Origin of the sequence: Lysinibacillus sp. FSL K6-0102 (assembly GCF_038003545.1) — a bacterium.
GTDB classification, from domain to species: domain Bacteria; phylum Bacillota; class Bacilli; order Bacillales_A; family Planococcaceae; genus Lysinibacillus; species Lysinibacillus capsici.
The window spans coordinates 911,318-927,322 of record NZ_JBBOPH010000001.1; the positions used below are offsets into that span (position 1 = coordinate 911,318).

Here is a 16,005-nt window from a genome sequence, read left to right on the forward strand (position 1 = left end):
GCAGATGAGTAACTATAAATTATTGACGCCAGGTCCATTGACAACAACTGAAGCAGTGAAACGAGAAATGTTAAAAGATCGTTGTACATGGGATGACGATTATAAAAATGTGACACAAGTGATTCGTAAGCAACTCTTAAAATTAGCAAAAGTTGATGAAGCTGATTACACTACGGTACTAATGCAAGGAAGTGGAAGCTTTGTAGTAGAGTCTGTACTAACAACAGCAATTGGTGAAAATGATAAGGTGCTGATACTAACAAATGGTGCTTATGGTGAAAGAATTGTTGAAATGGCCAAAGCCTTAAAGTTACAGCATGTTGTTTATAGTGCTCCTTATGATGAACAGCCCTCCTTGTTAGAAGTTCAATCCTTCCTTGAAAGAGATAGGAGTATTACTCATGTAGCTCTCGTACATTGTGAGACGACTACTGGTATTTTAAATCCTATTAAAGAAATTGGGGAAGTTGTTCATTCGTTCAACAAAACGTTTATTGTGGATGCCATGAGTAGCTTTGGAGGCGTACCAATGGATTTATCAAGCTTGCATATTGATTTTTGTATTAGTAGTGCCAATAAATGTATTCAGGGTGTCCCAGGCTTTGGTTTTGTTATCGCGAATACAAGAGCACTGGAAAAATGTAAGGGACAAGCTCGAAGTGTTGCATTAGATTTGCATAGTCAGTGGGAAGTAATGAAGCAAGATGGGAAATGGCGTTTCACATCGCCTACACATGTAGTGGCAGCTTTTGCGAAGGCGCTTGAAGAGTTGAATGAAGAAGGCGGAATTCATGCCCGCTACAAACGCTATGCGTATAATAATCAACTACTTCGCTCTCGCTTGTCGGTGCTGGGATTTAAAGCGTATATTTCGGAGGAGCTTCAATCACCAATTATCACAACATTTTTATTCCCGTATAAAGAGTTTTCTTTTGAGCATTTTTATCAGGAAATAAAAAATGCAGGTTTCGTTATCTATCCAGGTAAGCTGACGGATGTCGATACATTCCGTATTGGCAATATTGGTGATATTCATGAGGAAGATATTCTTGCATTATGTGAAATCATTGAAAATTATATGGTGGTGAAAAACAATGAAAATTGAGACGGTTATTTTGGACTGGGCAGGCACTGCAGTTGACTTTGGTTGTTTTGCTCCTGTTAATGTTTTTTTAACAATTTTTGAAGATGCTGGTGTAATAGTTACACTGGAAGAGGCTCGTAAACCAATGGGGATGCTGAAAATTGATCATATACGCACCATGCTAGAAATGCCAAGAATTAAAGCAGAATGGCATCGTGTACATGGACAATCCTTTACTGAAAAGGATGTACATGTATTGTATAATCATTTTGAAACAAAATTAATGGAGTCTTTGGCGACCTATACAGATCCTATCCAGCACGTGAAAACAACAGTACAGCAATTAAGAGATGCAGGTATTCGAATAGGCTCTACAACTGGCTATACAGATGCAATGATGGAAGTAGTGACAAAGCATGCTGCTGACAAGGGCTATCAACCTGATTTTCTTGTAACACCAACACAGGTTGGTGATAAAGGGCGACCATATCCATATATGATTTTTAAAAATATGGAGGTATTAGGTTCGCAAGCGACGAAGCAAGTTGTGAAGGTTGGCGATACAACATCAGATATAAAGGAAGCCTTGAATGCAGGTGTTTGGGCTGTTGGCGTTATTATTGGAAGCTCAGAAATGGGACTATCCGAAGAAGAATTCAATGCCCTGTCTTCAGAAGAACAGCAACAAATCATAGAGAAAACAAAATGTGTTTTTGAAGAATCTGGCGCTCATTATACAATAGAAACAATGGAGGAGTTGCCAGCATTAATTGAAACGATCAATGCTCGGTTAAATATGGATAGACAATTAGAATGTAAATAATAATTAACCTCGGCAGAAGTAATAAACTGCCGAGGTTGTTTTTAGTCGCGCTCATATGGGATTGAATCTGGTATTTCCGCAAATGGATTCTTTTCATTAATACGGTCATAAAACATAATGCCATTTAGATGATCTAATTCATGCTGAAAGGCAATAGCTGGCAAGCCCTTAAGGCGCATTTTTTTCTCTTCACCATCAATTGTTTTAAATTTTACTGTGATGCGTGCATGGCGAGGTACATACCCAGGGATATTACGGTCAACAGAAAGACATCCTTCTCCTGCTGATAGGTATGTGTTTTCAACAGAATGGCTAACGATCTTTGGATTTATGGCTACAAAGCTTAATTGTTCACCAGCCTCATCTTTTAAATGAAGAGCAAACATACGCTGTAAGCTATTTACCTGATTGGCAGCCAAACCAATGCCACTACGCAAATTATATTTTTCTGCCATTTCAGGATCTTGGCTGTTGATTAAATATTGAAGCATATCCTCAGCAAGCTTTCTTGTTTCTTCAGTTAAAGGGAATTTAACTTCCTCTGCTTTTGTGCGTAAAGTCGGATGACCTTCGCGGATAATATCATCCATTAAAATCATAATAGTAATCTTCCTTTCAACTTTGTAGTGCTTACTAATAAGTATACATCACGTTTTCGTACAATCCCATGAAAAAAGTCCTTATTTGAATATACTCAAAAAATTTTTCTAATGCTATTAGATTTTCGAGAATGGGGTATTCTACTAGGGGAAAACCTGTTGGAAAACGTAAGAGTTGTATGGTGTGAGTAAGGTGTTGTAATACAGAATTTGAATATTAGTAATACAGTATAGGACAGCGGTGTTTGATTGTTATTCTAGAAAAAATCTTTGTATATAGCAGTAATAGATGATTGACCGACAGTATTTTATTCAGTATACTGAGTGTCAAGAATAAGTTGTACTAGTTAAAAAGGTGATTTATTTTAATACAGCTGAAAGGGAGATGTGACAAATGAGCAAGAAAAACAATAATATTTTTGATGCTAAACAAACGCTAACTGAAATCGAAGATAAGTTTGAAATGTTTCAAATTTTGAATGAAGAAGGCGAAATTATAAATAAAGAGGCAGATCCGAAATTATCAGATGAGGAACTAGTTGAGTTAATGACACGTATGGTTTACACACGTATTTTAGATCAACGTTCAATCTCATTAAATCGTCAAGGACGTTTAGGCTTCTATGCACCGACTGCTGGTCAAGAAGCTTCACAACTTGCTTCTCACTTTGCATTAGAACAAGAAGATTGGATTTTACCAGGTTACCGTGATGTACCTCAAATTGTATGGCATGGCTTACCTCTTGAAAAAGCATTTTTATTCTCACGTGGTCACTTCATGGGGAATCAGGTTCCTGAAGGTGTAAACGTTTTAGCTCCACAAATTATTATTGGAGCACAATATATTCAAGCTGCTGGGGTAGCACTTGGTATTAAAAAACGCGGGAAAAAAGCTGTTGCAGTAACTTATACTGGTGACGGTGGTTCTTCTCAGGGAGACTTCTATGAAGGCATTAACTTTGCAGGTGCATTTAAATCTCCAGCAATCTTCATCGTACAAAATAACCAATATGCAATCTCAACACCTCGTGAATTGCAAACAGCTGCTAAAACAATTGCACAAAAAGGTGTAGCAGCAGGATTACCAAGTATTTTAGTAGATGGAATGGATGCGCTTGCAGTTTATGTAGCAACTCGTGATGCTCGTGAGCGCGCGGTTAATGGTGAAGGCCCAACATTAATTGAAACAATGTGTTACCGTTATGGACCTCATACAATGGCTGGGGATGACCCAACTCGTTACCGTACTTCTGATACAGATAATGAATGGGCTCAAAAAGATCCTCTAGTTCGCTTCCGTAAATACCTAGAAGCAAAAGGTATATGGGATGAGAAAAAAGAAGAAGCAGTTATTGAGCGAGCAAAAGAAGAAATTAAAGAAGCAATCAAAAAAGCAGATGCTGCTCCAAAACAAAAAGTAACAGAATTAATGGAAAATATGTATAAAGGCGAAATGCCATCTAATCTAAAAGAACAGTATGAAATCTATAAAGAGAAGGAGTCGAAATAACCTATGGCACAAATGACGATGATTCAAGCAATTACAGATGCACTTCGCACAGAATTAAAGAATGATGAAAACGTTCTTGTATTCGGGGAAGATGTAGGTGTCAACGGTGGGGTATTCCGCGCGACAGAAGGCCTACAAAAAGAATTTGGGGTTGACCGCGTATTTGATACACCATTAGCAGAATCAGGTATTGGTGGCTTAGCAGTTGGCCTTTCTCTTCAAGGATTCCGTCCAGTTCCTGAAATTCAATTCTTTGGTTTCGTTTATGAAGTAATGGATTCAATTAGTGGCCAGCTAGCACGTATGAGCTACCGTAGTGGTGGCGTCTACAATGCTCCAGTAACAATCCGTTCACCATTTGGTGGTGGTGTGCACACACCTGAAATGCACTCAGATAGCTTAGAAAGCTTAATGACAGCACAACCAGGATTAACAGTTGTTGTTCCATCAACACCATATGATGCAAAAGGTTTACTTATTTCTTCTATTCGTAATGACAACCCAGTTATTTTCTTAGAGCATTTAAAGCTATACCGTTCATTCCGTGAAGAAGTGCCTGAGGAAGCATACGAAATTCCACTAGGAAAAGCGGATGTAAAACGTGAAGGTACTGATTTAACAATTGTTGCTTACGGTTTAATGGTTCATGAAAGCTTAAAGGCTGCAGAAGAACTTGAAAAAGAAGGACATTCTGTAGAAGTAATTGACTTACGTACAATTCAACCAATCGATGTGGAAACAATTATCGCATCTGTTGAAAAAACAGGTCGTGCAATCGTTGTCCAAGAAGCTCAAAAACAAGCAGGTATCGCTGCGAACGTAGTAGCAGAAATTACAGAGCGTGCAATTCTAAGCTTAGAGGCTCCTGTTCTTCGTGTGGCTGCACCAGATACTGTGTACCCATTCCCACAAGCTGAAGGTGTTTGGTTACCAAACTACAAAGATGTAATGGAAACAGCGAAAAAAGTTTTAACATTCTAATAAAGCTTCTAAACTTGAACAACAGTAAATAGAAAGGATGGGTACACATGGCATTTGAATTCAGATTACCGGATATTGGCGAGGGTATTCACGAAGGCGAGATTGTGAAATGGTTCGTTAAAGCTGGAGATACAGTAAAAGAAGACGATATTCTTTGTGAAGTACAAAATGATAAAGCAGTAGTAGAAATCCCTTCACCAGTTGAAGGAACAGTAGAGGAAGTTTTAGTAGGAGAAGGAACAGTTGCTGTAGTTGGCGATGTTTTAATCCGATTAGACGCACCTGGCTATGAAGACTTAAAGCTAAAAGGTGACGATCATGCCGAAGCAAAAACAGAGGCACAAGTTCAAGCAACTGCTGAATCTGGTCAGAACGTAGAAAAAGCTCCTACTAAAGAGGAAAAGGCACCAGAAAAAGCTCCTGAAAAAGCTCCAGAAAAAGTGGAGACAGTAGTTGATGAAACAAAACGTGTGATCGCAATGCCTTCTGTACGTAAATTTGCCCGTGATAACGATGTAAATATTCGTGAAGTGAAGGGTACAGGCAAAAACGGTCGAATCCTTAAAGAAGATATTGAAAACTTCTTAAAAGGTGGCGGCACTGTAGAGGCTGAAACTGCAAATATCGAAACATCAGAAGATACAGTTCAACAAGAAACGTCTACACCAGCAGCACCAGTAGTTCTTGAGGGGGATTTCCCAGAGACTCGTGAAAAAATGTCAGGTATTCGAAAAGCGATTGCAAAAGCAATGGTACACTCGAAACAAACGGCTCCTCATGTTACACTAATGGATGAAGTCGATGTAACAGCTCTTGTAGCACATCGTAAAAAATTCAAAGATATCGCTGCCGAAAAAGGTGTTAAATTAACATACTTACCATATGTAGTGAAAGCACTTATTTCAACTTTACGCGAGTTCCCAGAATTTAATCGCTCTTTAGATGATGCAACACAAGAAATTATCCAAAAGCATTACTATAACATTGGTATTGCAGCAGATACTGAAAGAGGCTTACTAGTACCAGTTATTAAGCATGCAGATCGTAAATCTGTATTTGCAGTGTCTAATGAAATTAATGAATTAGCGACAAAAGCCCGTGAAGGTAAGCTAGCACCACATGAAATGAAAGGTGCTTCCATGTCCATTACGAATATTGGCTCTGCAGGAGGACAATGGTTTACACCAGTTATTAACCATCCTGAAGTAGCAATTCTAGGTATTGGTCGAATTTCAGAAAAACCTGTAATAAAAAATGGTGAAATTGTAGCCGCACCTGTGTTAGCATTATCATTGAGCTTTGATCATCGTATGATCGATGGAGCCACTGCGCAAAATGCTTTAAATCATTTAAAGCGTTTGTTAAGTGAGCCAGAATTATTATTAATGGAGGCGTAACAAAAATGGTAGTAGGAGATTTCCCAATCGAAACAGATACTCTTGTCATTGGTTCAGGTCCTGGAGGATATGTAGCAGCAATTCGTGCAGCTCAAACTGGCCAAAAAGTAACAATCGTTGAAAAAAATGTACTTGGTGGAGTGTGCTTAAACGTAGGTTGTATCCCATCAAAAGCATTAATTTCAGTAGGTCACCGTTTTGAGCAAGCTAAACATTCAGATGACATGGGAATCATCGCTTCTGATGTGAAATTAGACTTCTCAAAAGCACAAGCATTTAAAGACAGCGTTGTTAAGAAATTAACTGGCGGTGTTGAAGGCTTACTTAAAGGTAACAAAGTTGAAATTGTACAAGGTGAAGCTTATTTCGTTGACGCTCATTCAGTGCGTATCATCAATGGTGAATCTGCTCAAACTTACACATTTAACAATGTCATTATTGCAACAGGTTCTCGTCCAGTTGAAATTCCAACATTCAAATTCACTGATCGTGTATTAAATTCTACTGGTGCACTTTCTCTACAAGAAGTACCTGGTAAATTAGTTGTTATCGGTGGCGGTTATATTGGTACTGAGCTTGGATCAGCTTATGCGAACCTTGGCTCTCAAGTAACAATTATTGAAGGCGGAAAAGATATTTTAGCTGGCTTCGAAAAACAAATGACGCAAATCGTGAAAAAAGGCCTTAAAAAGAAAGGCGTTGAAATTGAAGTTAACGCATCTGCAAAAGGCGTAGAAGAAACTGAAAACGGCGTAGTAGTAACTTATGAAGTAGGCGGAGAAGAGAAAAAAGTTGAAGCTGATTACGTATTAGTTACTGTAGGACGTCGTCCAAATACAGATGAAATGGGCCTTGCTGAAATCGGAGTTGAATTCGGTGAACGTGGTCTAATCAATGTTGACAAACAATGTCGTACAAATATTCCAAACATCTATGCAATCGGTGATATCGTAGCAGGTCCACAACTTGCACATAAAGCATCTTACGAAGGTAAAGTTGCTGCTGAAGCAATTGCGGGTGAAAAATCAGTAGTTGATTATCTTGCTGTGCCAGCTGTATGTTTCACAGATCCAGAAATGGCGACAGTTGGTTACAACGAAGAACAAGCAAAAGCTGAAGGCATTGAATACACTGCAGCGAAATTCCCATTCGCAGCAAATGGTCGTGCTCTTGCATTAAACCAATCAGAAGGTTTCGTGAAACTTGTTGCTCGTAAAGAAGACGGCTTATTAATTGGTGCTCAAATCGTAGGTGCTGGTGCATCTGATATGATCGCTGAAATGGGCCTAGCAATTGAAGGCGGCATGACTGCTGAGGATATCGCATTAACAATTCACGCTCACCCAACATTAGGTGAAATTACAATGGAAACTGCTGAAGTATTACTTGGCAACCCAATCCACATTGTAGCGAAAAAATAATTTGAATAAAGGAGTGTAGATAAAGCGAGACATTCGCTTATCTACACTCTTTTTTTTAGCCAATGTTTTATATGAACAATTAATTTTTCTATTAGCTTTTTCCCGTAACAGGCTTGAATGATAATGATAAGTAATAAGTAGCTCCTCATGGAAAATATTCAATTATTATAGCTTTTAAATCGTATTTCTACCTTTTACAAGCTCCTTTGATTATTCTGAATAATCGATAAATGCTATAATGATAGCATTGTAGAAAGTAAGGGAGGATTTAATAATGGAGCTTAATTTAACGGGGAAAGTAGCAATTATAACAGGATCGAGTAAAGGAATTGGCTATTATACAGCCATGCAGCTTGTTAAAGAGGGTGCACAGGTTGTACTTTGCGCTCGTGGTGAAAAACAACTGCAAGTGGCTGCAGGATGCATAAAAAATGAAACAGGCGTAGATGTATTAATTGTTCCAACTGACATTACAAAAGAAAAAGATTGTAAGTATCTCATTGAGCGTACTGTAGAGCATTTTGGATGTGTGGATATTCTTATTAATAATGCTGGTACAGCTTCAGCGAATTCCTTTGAAACGGTGAGTAGTGAGCTGTGGCAGGCAGATTTAGATTTAAAGGTATTTGGAGCTATTCATTGTTCAAAATATGCTGCTCCATATATGCGAAAGGCTGGGGGCGGTGCAATCGTTAATGTGACTGCCGTGATGGCTAAAACTCCACCTGCAAGTTCACTTCCAACTACTGTAAGCCGTGCTGCGGGGCTTGCCTTGACAAAAGCGATGAGCAAGGATTTAGGGAAGGATAATATTCGAGTAAATTCTGTATGTATAGGACTTATTCGTAGTGATCAAATCGAAAAGAAATGGAAAAAGGAAGAACCAAATTTATCGTGGGAAGAATATTCTCGTAAAGTGGGGCAAGCAATTCCGCTGGGTCGTGTAGGTGATACGCAAGAAGCAGCAAACGTTATCACTTTTTTAGTATCTGATGCGGCGAGCTATGTTACAGGTACAGCTGTTAATATTGATGGTGGCTCTGGTCACGCATTATAGAATAGTAAAAATCCACTATACTAATAGAAGTATAGTGGATTTTTAAGAATATTTATCCTTCTTCATTAATAAGTACATTTTTACCACGTATTTTCATAATCAGTGGTATAAGTAACCAAGAAATGGCAACCACTAAAAATAGTAATGATAAAGGCTTTGTTATAAAAATAGAAAAGTCTCCATTCGAAATGGTTAATGCACGGCGCATATTATTTTCAATCATCGGCCCTAGTACTAATGCAAGTACTAATGGAGCTACTGGGTAATCATTTTTAGCAAATAGATAACCAAGTACACCACAAGCTACTAATAAAAATAAATCAAACGTGGCGAATTGTACGGCATAAACTCCAAAAATTGAAATTGCAATAATAATAGGCAATAAATATTTTTTAGGTGTTTCGATGATTTTGGCAAAAATGCGGACCAAAGGCATATTTAATGCTAATAACATTAAATTTCCAATAAACATACTGGCAATTAATCCCCAAGCAACTTGAGGATGTTCATCAAATAATAATGGACCTGGCTGAATATTATACATAATAAGTGCACCCATTAAAATAGCAGTAGTACCTGAGCCGGGAATTCCTAAAGTTAGTAATGGGATCATTGCACCGCCTGATGCAGCATTGTTCGCTGATTCAGGTCCAGCTACACCCGCAATATGACCTTTTCCAAATTGCTCGGGTGTTTTACTGAATTTTTTCTCGGTAATATAAGAAAAGAATGAGGCAAGTGTTGCGCCTGCGCCGGGTAATACGCCGATGAAAAAGCCTAATAAGGAGCCGCGAGCAATAGGAACAGCACTATCCTTTAAATCTTGCTTTGTTGGTAATACACGATTAATTTTGGCTAATTGACCATCCTCTTCTTCTTTTTCAAGAATGGTTTTAAATACTTCGCCTAATGCAAATAAACCAACAGCGATGGTTAAAAATTCAATGCCAGAGAACAGCATTGGCTGACCAAATGTAAAACGTTCTATACCTGATACGGCATCAATACCAACTGTTCCGAGCATAAGCCCTAAAACAGTCATAATTAAAGCTTTGGTAATAGAACGTCCTGCTAGGCCACTTACTGCTGCAAGTCCTAATAACATCAAAGAAAAGTATTCTGCGGGTCCAAATTTAAGTGCTAATTTTGACAATGGATTAGCTAATAATATCAGACCTAGTAGTGCTACAACGCCTGCACAAAATGAGCCAATGGCCGCGATAGAAAGAGCACTTCCAGCACGACCTTGTTTAGCCATTTGATAGCCATCCAATGTTGTCACAACTGATGAGGATTCACCAGGCGTGTTTAATAGAATGGAAGTTGTTGATCCACCATACATGGCCCCATAGTATACCCCTGCAAGTAAAATAATTGAGCTGGTAGCGGCAGCCTCAGTAGGTAGTCCAGCTGTAATGGTTGCTGTAACGGGGATTAATAATGCAACTCCACTCATTGGACCTATACCTGGAAGTACACCAACTGCTGTACCAATTATGACACCAACAAGAGCGAATAAAAGGTTTTGCCATTGAAGGGCAACTGCAAATCCATCAGCTAAAAATTGCAATGTCGACATATGTTCACTCCTGTACTAAAAAATTGGGAAACTAGGCAATGACCCTCCTAGTAAACTTGTAAATAAATAATAGACGCCCAGTGAAAATCCAGCTGCAATAATAATTGAATAAATAAGTTTAGTACGTTCCATTGTTTGGAAACTAATACACAAAAATAAAAATGTTGTTATCATATAGCCAATTTTTTCAAGGAAAAATACATACGCAAGAGCGCTACCTAAAATAATTAAGAACTTTTTGAGCTCTGTTGAAGATATTTTAGAAGAAGTAGTTGGTCCTCCTGTGACTCGCTCTCTCACAGCTTTTTTCCATGATTCATAAAATAATTGAAGACTTAATAAACCTAAAATAATACCTAAACCTAATGGAAAAATTTTGGGACCAACTGTAGACCCATAAGCACTATCAGAAATCTGTGTTGCTTGAAAAATAAACAAAATACTAAGTGCTAAGAGGGTAATGCTAAATGTTTTATCAAATGTATAGCTCAACCGTTTTACACCTCCATTGAAAATAGATAAAGTTACACAAGTAGTTCTATATTTAATGGAAATACTTGTGCCTTTTTTAAAAAAACGATTCGTTATTTTTGCATACCAAGAGCTGTTAGTAGTTCAATGATTATTTTATTTTGACTGTCTAGATAAGCTGTAAATTCTTCCGCATTACGGTATTCTGCTTGCCAGCCATTACGTGTCACCTCAGCTTGCCATTCTTTTGATTCAGACATTGCCTGTAATTTTTCAGACCAATAGGCAATCGCATCTTCACTCATATTTTTTGGACCAAAGATACCACGCCAAATTGTAAACTCCTCATCAATACCGGCTTCTTTAAAAGTAGGAACCTCTGCTAGCTCACCTTCTAAGCGTTCAGAGGAACTGACAGCTAATACACGAACATCTCCGGATTTAACATAAGTAGCAATTGTGGAGGCATCTGTTGCAATTACATCTGCATTGCCACCTAATAATGCTGTAACCGCCTCACCGCCACCATCATAAGAAACATATTTAATTGTTTTTAAGTCAATCCCCGCTTTATAAGCCGGGATAATTCCTACTAGATGATCCATCGAACCTGGTGCAGACCCACCTGCTAATGTGACATCTTTTGGTGAAGTTTTCATGGCATTTAAAACATCTGCAAGCGTTTGGAAAGGAGAATCCTTTCTAACAACGATTGCGCCATAGTCACGTGTTAATTGTGCTAAAGGTGTAGTATCCTTATAGCCAAATTTACTATTTCCTTCAGCCTTTTCATGATTTATAAGGATCGGTGGTGATTTAACCATTAATATATAATCATTATTGGCTTCCTTTGTAGCAAATGTTGCCATGAAGGCAGCACCACCACCACCTGGCTTATTCTCAACTTGAATCGCCTTATCAATCAACCCAGTATCACTCATTGTTTTTGCTACTGCACGAGCCGTTAAATCCCAGCCACCACCAGCACCTGATGGAGCAACAATGGTAATATTACTTTTCGGATAATCACTGGCATTCTTTCCCTCTTTTTTTTCTCCATTTGATGCTGAACAGCCAACCAAACTAGTAAATAGTAAGCCAGCTACCATTATTTTAGAAATGTTCCTCCACATAAAAATCCCCCTTAAAAATAAAATGGTAGCGCTATCAATTTAGCGCTACCCATACTATAACTTACTTCTCAATTTTGGAAATATTGTGATAATAATGTGGATTAACATCATTTTGTTCATAAAGTTTATGTGGAAATAAAGTATCGTCGTTCAGGACGCCCAACTGTACCATAAGTCAGTTCGGTATAGACCTGCTTTTGTGTAACTAAAAATTCTAAATAACGACGAGCGGTGGAACGGCTGACACCTATATTCTTTCCCAACAGCTCAGCTGTACTACCATTCTCCATTATACTTAAATGGTTGATAACATGATTCATTGTTGTTGGATCTATCCCTTTTGGTAATAATAACGGTGTTTCTTGAAGGGGGGATGAACCTGCTTTTGGCCAAAGGTATTGAATTTTTTCATGTGTAAATTTCTCATTATTTTTCAGCAATAGATACTTGTAACGGAATTTTTCTATACTCTCTTTTAGCTGTTCGAATGTAAATGGCTTTAAAATGTAATCAGTAACATTTTTCTGATAAGCTTTCTGTACTATATGTGCCTCTGTAGCTGCGGTAATCAAAATAATACTACTTGTTGGGCTCACTTCTTGGATTTTATCAATTAAATCTACTCCCAGTATATCTGGCAAAAAGACATCGAGTAATATAAGGTGTGGTGAAAATGATTGAAGCCAATCTAAAGCTTCTTCTCCCGTACTTGCCCGTGCAATTACTGTAAAGCCTTCAATTTTTTCTAAAAAACGACAATGTACATCTGCTACACGTACATCATCTTCTATTACTAGCACTTCAATATTGTTCATGGATCATAGTCCCCCTTTTGCTAATAGATACGATAAATAGGGCACCTCCTAAATCTCCTTCTTCAAGAGCAAGAGTACCGTTTAAATCATGGATACTGGAAATGACTTTCCTTAATCCATAGCCTCGATGTTTACTATCTTTCGTAGAAATATTTTCTGAAAATAGCACGTCTAGTTTTTCTTGTGCAAAACCTTGTCCCGAGTCCTCGACCTCAAAGATGATTTCCTCTCCATTATCAAATATAAAAAGCCTAATAATTGGTTGTCGCTCTTTGTTTTTTTCAACCTCTTCAAAAGCATTGGTTAATAAATTTCCCATAATAGAAATAATTAAGCTTTTTTCGATGCTTTCAGGGAATGTTTCTAAATAACTATCCTCATCAAAAATCAACTTGATTTTTAATTCACGTGCACGATTAAAAAATCCGATAATTAAACCATTTAAAAATGGGTCCTTTACACGCTTTGTTATAAATTGGGTTAGAGAAGAATGTCCTTGTACCTCTTTATGAATAATAGATAGTGCTTCATCAGATGCATTTAATTGAATAAGGCCTGATATTGTGTAAAGGACATTATTAAACTCATGTGTTTGAGCACGTAAAGCTTCCGTATATTGCTTTACTTGTGATAATTCGATAGCCATTTGTTCTATTTCTGATTGTAATCGGAAACTTGCAACTGCGCCGACAACTTTACCATTCACCTTCATAGGTACACGGTTAACAATAATTTCATGACCATTAACAATCATCAATTTATCAAGTTGTTTTTCACCCTTCATTAATACGTTAAGCAGATGTGTGTTTGGTATATGCTGTTCGATATTATCGCCCATGATAGAAGCTGAATCCGTTAAATGTAAGATTTTCGCGGCAGCATTGTTTAGGGTCGTAATTTCACCTTTCTGATTTACCGTAATAATAGCTTCACGAACTGATTCAATTAAAGTATTTTTTTCTGTTAATAGACTGGCAATTTCACTTGGCTCCAGATTAAAAATTTGCTTTTTAATGTTTCGGGATAAAAAAATAGAGCCGATAATACCAATGCCTAGTGCAATAACCATCGTATAAAAAATATTATCAAGGTATAAAAAATATAAGCGATCTAATTCACTTGTTAAGTAACCAATTGAAACAACACCAATAATCGATCCATTTGAGTCTAAGATAGGTGCCTTCCCACGAATGGATTGTCCCATTGAACCATTTGCAATGGAAATATAAGACTCACCGTTGATTAATGCTCGGTCATTATCATCTCCGACCATCGATTTACCAATACGGTCTGCGATAGGATGGGTGTAGCGTATGCCATTTTTATCTCCTATTACAACATAAGTAGCTTTTGCAGCAAGCATAATCTCTTTGCTAATTTTTTGCAGACTTTCGGAAGGGTTATTTGTATGAAACGCTTCAATTACATCACCCCTGCTAGCCGTTGTTTCCGCCAAATATAGTGCCCGGTTTCCAATTTGTGTTTGCAATGCATCAGATATGGTCATATAAAAGAGGATGCCTGCTAAAATAACAATAATAAAAATTAAAAAACTGCTGTAATAGGCAAAGCGGGCTTGGAGTGTTAATGTTTTAAAGAAAATAGTGAATCCCACCTTTGTGTTTATTCTAGAAATTTTAGTCATTGATAATACTAGTAATCTTTTGTAATTTTCGATTATATAAAAAAATTTCGAAATTTGCTAGATGATCATTAAAAAAGTGATTTGAAGTGGATAGGCACAATATAAAAAAGTTGATAAGTCAAAATGATAAAAAGTTAAATCATGAAGTTCTTGTAGAATAGGACTTTTAATACTGTTTCATAGAATTGCTTGGATATTTCTGTATTTGATTATTATTTTTCTAAAATTACAATAGACAGAAAATTCCTACAGATGTAGAATGAACGATATAGGGGGTGAAAAGTGGCGAAATGTTGAACGAAAATTTTGCTACGTTGTTGTTACGAGCTGTTCGGATTATTGTGCAAATCGGTATACTTACTATTTTCTATTACATGGGGGTTGGCATTGTTTCTTATCTGCACATACCTCTTCCAGGAAGCGTCATTGGCTTACTTTTATTAGCACTTTCACTCAATTTTAAAATTATTAAGGTCGAATATATACAAGATGGAGCAGGTTTTTTAATTGGCATCTTAACGTTGTTTTTCATTCCAGCAACTGTAGGTGTTATTGATTATCCAGAGCTCATGACATTCACTGGTCTGCTCATCATTTTAGCAGTTATTGCTAGTACATTAATCTCTATTTATGTAACAGGATTGCTGACACAACTCATTGAAAAAAGAGAACTGGCCAAAAAAGAAAGCTCAAAGCCTACTGTGGAAGAAGGAAAGGGGGAATTAACTGTTGATTGAAGTAACGGTTGTCCTTAGCACCATCATCATGTTTATTTTATTTACAAAGCTCTATCAACGATTTCCCCATCCTATCATGATTCCCTTGGTCACGACTACGATTGTCAGTGCAATGATTTTACTTGTATTTGATATTCCTTATTCAACTTATATGCAAGGTGGGGAATGGCTTCAGAAAATGCTTGGGCCTGCTGTTGTGGCACTTGCATATCCTCTCTATAATCAACGAGCAATTATTATGAAATATAAGTATTCTATTTTATCAGGACTTCTAATCGGCATGATAACAGGCTTAGTGACAATTTTTGTGTTACTAAAATGGATCGGTGTAGAACCTAGCTGGATGCTGACAGCCTTACCTAAATCGTTAACAACGCCTGTTGGAATGCAGGTGAGCGAAACGATTGGGGGCATTCCTCCTTTAACGGCTGTTTTCGTCATGATTGCAGGGTTTGTAGGGGCCATTATCGGACCGTTAGTCATTAAGTATGGCAAAATTGACTCTGCCGTGAGTAGGGGAGTGGCAGTAGGAAGTGCCTCACATGGGGTAGGTCTTGTGAAATTAAGAGAATATGGGGAACAGGAATTATCAGTTGGTTCCTTATCAATGGGTTTAACGGCTATTATCGGAGCCTTCTTCTGCCCTTTATTTGTGTATTTATTTTTATAATAGAATGGTGCTTTATAGAAAAAGGAGCTGTCTCAAAAAAGATAGGAAACAACCCTTTTGTTTTAAATAAATGGTTATTTCTA

Annotated in this window: 15 protein-coding genes; 9 read left to right on the plus strand and 6 right to left on the minus strand. The window is 37.5% G+C overall.

Going from position 1 to position 16,005, the window contains the following annotated elements; translation table 11 throughout:
- The first annotated feature begins 4 nt into the window (after nucleotides 1-4).
- Nucleotides 5-1,105, plus strand: a complete 1,101-nt coding sequence (gene phnW, locus NYE73_RS04210) for a 2-aminoethylphosphonate--pyruvate transaminase (protein WP_048391949.1) — start codon at nucleotides 5-7, stop codon at nucleotides 1,103-1,105.
- A complete protein-coding gene (phnX, locus tag NYE73_RS04215) occupies nucleotides 1,095-1,907 on the plus strand; it encodes a phosphonoacetaldehyde hydrolase (protein WP_259951004.1) in 813 nt (270 codons plus the stop codon). The genes phnW and phnX overlap by 11 nt, the downstream gene beginning before the upstream one ends.
- A gap of 41 nt (nucleotides 1,908-1,948) precedes the next feature.
- Here phnX and def read toward each other — a convergent pair whose 3' ends face one another.
- Nucleotides 1,949-2,506, minus strand: a complete 558-nt coding sequence (gene def / locus NYE73_RS04220) for a peptide deformylase (RefSeq protein ID WP_048391947.1) — start codon at nucleotides 2,504-2,506, stop codon at nucleotides 1,949-1,951.
- Nucleotides 2,507-2,900: 394 nt separating this feature from the next.
- Between def and pdhA the strand changes: the two genes are divergently transcribed.
- The 5 genes from pdhA to NYE73_RS04245 all read left to right on the plus strand — a co-directional run bounded on the left by pdhA (nucleotide 2,901) and on the right by NYE73_RS04245 (nucleotide 8,872).
- Nucleotides 2,901-4,016: a pyruvate dehydrogenase (acetyl-transferring) E1 component subunit alpha gene (pdhA, locus tag NYE73_RS04225; RefSeq protein ID WP_004224731.1), complete on the plus strand. Its 1,116-nt coding sequence runs from the start codon at nucleotides 2,901-2,903 to the stop codon at nucleotides 4,014-4,016.
- Nucleotides 4,017-4,019: 3 nt separating this feature from the next.
- The gene (locus NYE73_RS04230) at nucleotides 4,020-4,997 is read left to right on the plus strand and encodes an alpha-ketoacid dehydrogenase subunit beta (protein ID WP_004224734.1); all 978 of its coding nucleotides are present in this window, start codon (nucleotides 4,020-4,022) and stop codon (nucleotides 4,995-4,997) included.
- Between the two features lie 47 nt (nucleotides 4,998-5,044).
- Nucleotides 5,045-6,394 (plus strand): dihydrolipoamide acetyltransferase family protein, encoded by a 1,350-nt coding sequence (locus NYE73_RS04235; RefSeq protein WP_048391944.1) that lies wholly within the window; start codon nucleotides 5,045-5,047, stop codon nucleotides 6,392-6,394.
- 5 nt (nucleotides 6,395-6,399) lie between these two features.
- The gene (lpdA, locus tag NYE73_RS04240) at nucleotides 6,400-7,815 is read left to right on the plus strand and encodes a dihydrolipoyl dehydrogenase (RefSeq protein WP_004224738.1); all 1,416 of its coding nucleotides are present in this window, start codon (nucleotides 6,400-6,402) and stop codon (nucleotides 7,813-7,815) included.
- Nucleotides 7,816-8,089: 274 nt separating this feature from the next.
- A complete protein-coding gene (locus tag NYE73_RS04245) occupies nucleotides 8,090-8,872 on the plus strand; it encodes an SDR family NAD(P)-dependent oxidoreductase (RefSeq protein ID WP_259951003.1) in 783 nt (260 codons plus the stop codon).
- 52 nt (nucleotides 8,873-8,924) lie between these two features.
- Here NYE73_RS04245 and NYE73_RS04250 read toward each other — a convergent pair whose 3' ends face one another.
- The 5 genes from NYE73_RS04250 to NYE73_RS04270 form a co-directional block, all read right to left on the minus strand.
- On the minus strand, nucleotides 8,925-10,451 hold the full coding sequence (locus NYE73_RS04250) for a tripartite tricarboxylate transporter permease (RefSeq protein ID WP_048391942.1): 1,527 nt from the start codon (nucleotides 10,449-10,451) through the stop codon (nucleotides 8,925-8,927).
- Nucleotides 10,452-10,466: 15 nt separating this feature from the next.
- Complete coding sequence (locus NYE73_RS04255) at nucleotides 10,467-10,943, minus strand: tripartite tricarboxylate transporter TctB family protein (RefSeq protein WP_054549838.1); 477 nt, start codon at nucleotides 10,941-10,943, stop codon at nucleotides 10,467-10,469.
- Nucleotides 10,944-11,035: 92 nt separating this feature from the next.
- Complete coding sequence (locus NYE73_RS04260; RefSeq protein WP_259951002.1) at nucleotides 11,036-12,055, minus strand: Bug family tripartite tricarboxylate transporter substrate binding protein; 1,020 nt, start codon at nucleotides 12,053-12,055, stop codon at nucleotides 11,036-11,038.
- A 125-nt stretch (nucleotides 12,056-12,180) separates the two neighbouring features.
- Nucleotides 12,181-12,870, minus strand: a complete 690-nt coding sequence (locus tag NYE73_RS04265) for a response regulator (RefSeq protein ID WP_048391939.1) — start codon at nucleotides 12,868-12,870, stop codon at nucleotides 12,181-12,183.
- Nucleotides 12,857-14,515: an ATP-binding protein gene (locus NYE73_RS04270; RefSeq protein WP_231595604.1), complete on the minus strand. Its 1,659-nt coding sequence runs from the start codon at nucleotides 14,513-14,515 to the stop codon at nucleotides 12,857-12,859. Before NYE73_RS04270 ends, NYE73_RS04265 begins: the two co-directional genes overlap by 14 nt.
- A gap of 290 nt (nucleotides 14,516-14,805) precedes the next feature.
- On the opposite strand from NYE73_RS04270, the gene NYE73_RS04275 reads away from it, so the two are divergent.
- Nucleotides 14,806-15,252, plus strand: a complete 447-nt coding sequence (locus NYE73_RS04275; protein WP_244205650.1) for a CidA/LrgA family protein — start codon at nucleotides 14,806-14,808, stop codon at nucleotides 15,250-15,252.
- Entirely contained in the window at nucleotides 15,245-15,922 is a 678-nt protein-coding gene (locus NYE73_RS04280; protein WP_115673804.1) for an LrgB family protein, read from the plus strand. Before NYE73_RS04275 ends, NYE73_RS04280 begins: the two co-directional genes overlap by 8 nt.
- The last annotated feature ends 83 nt before the right edge of the window (nucleotides 15,923-16,005 follow it).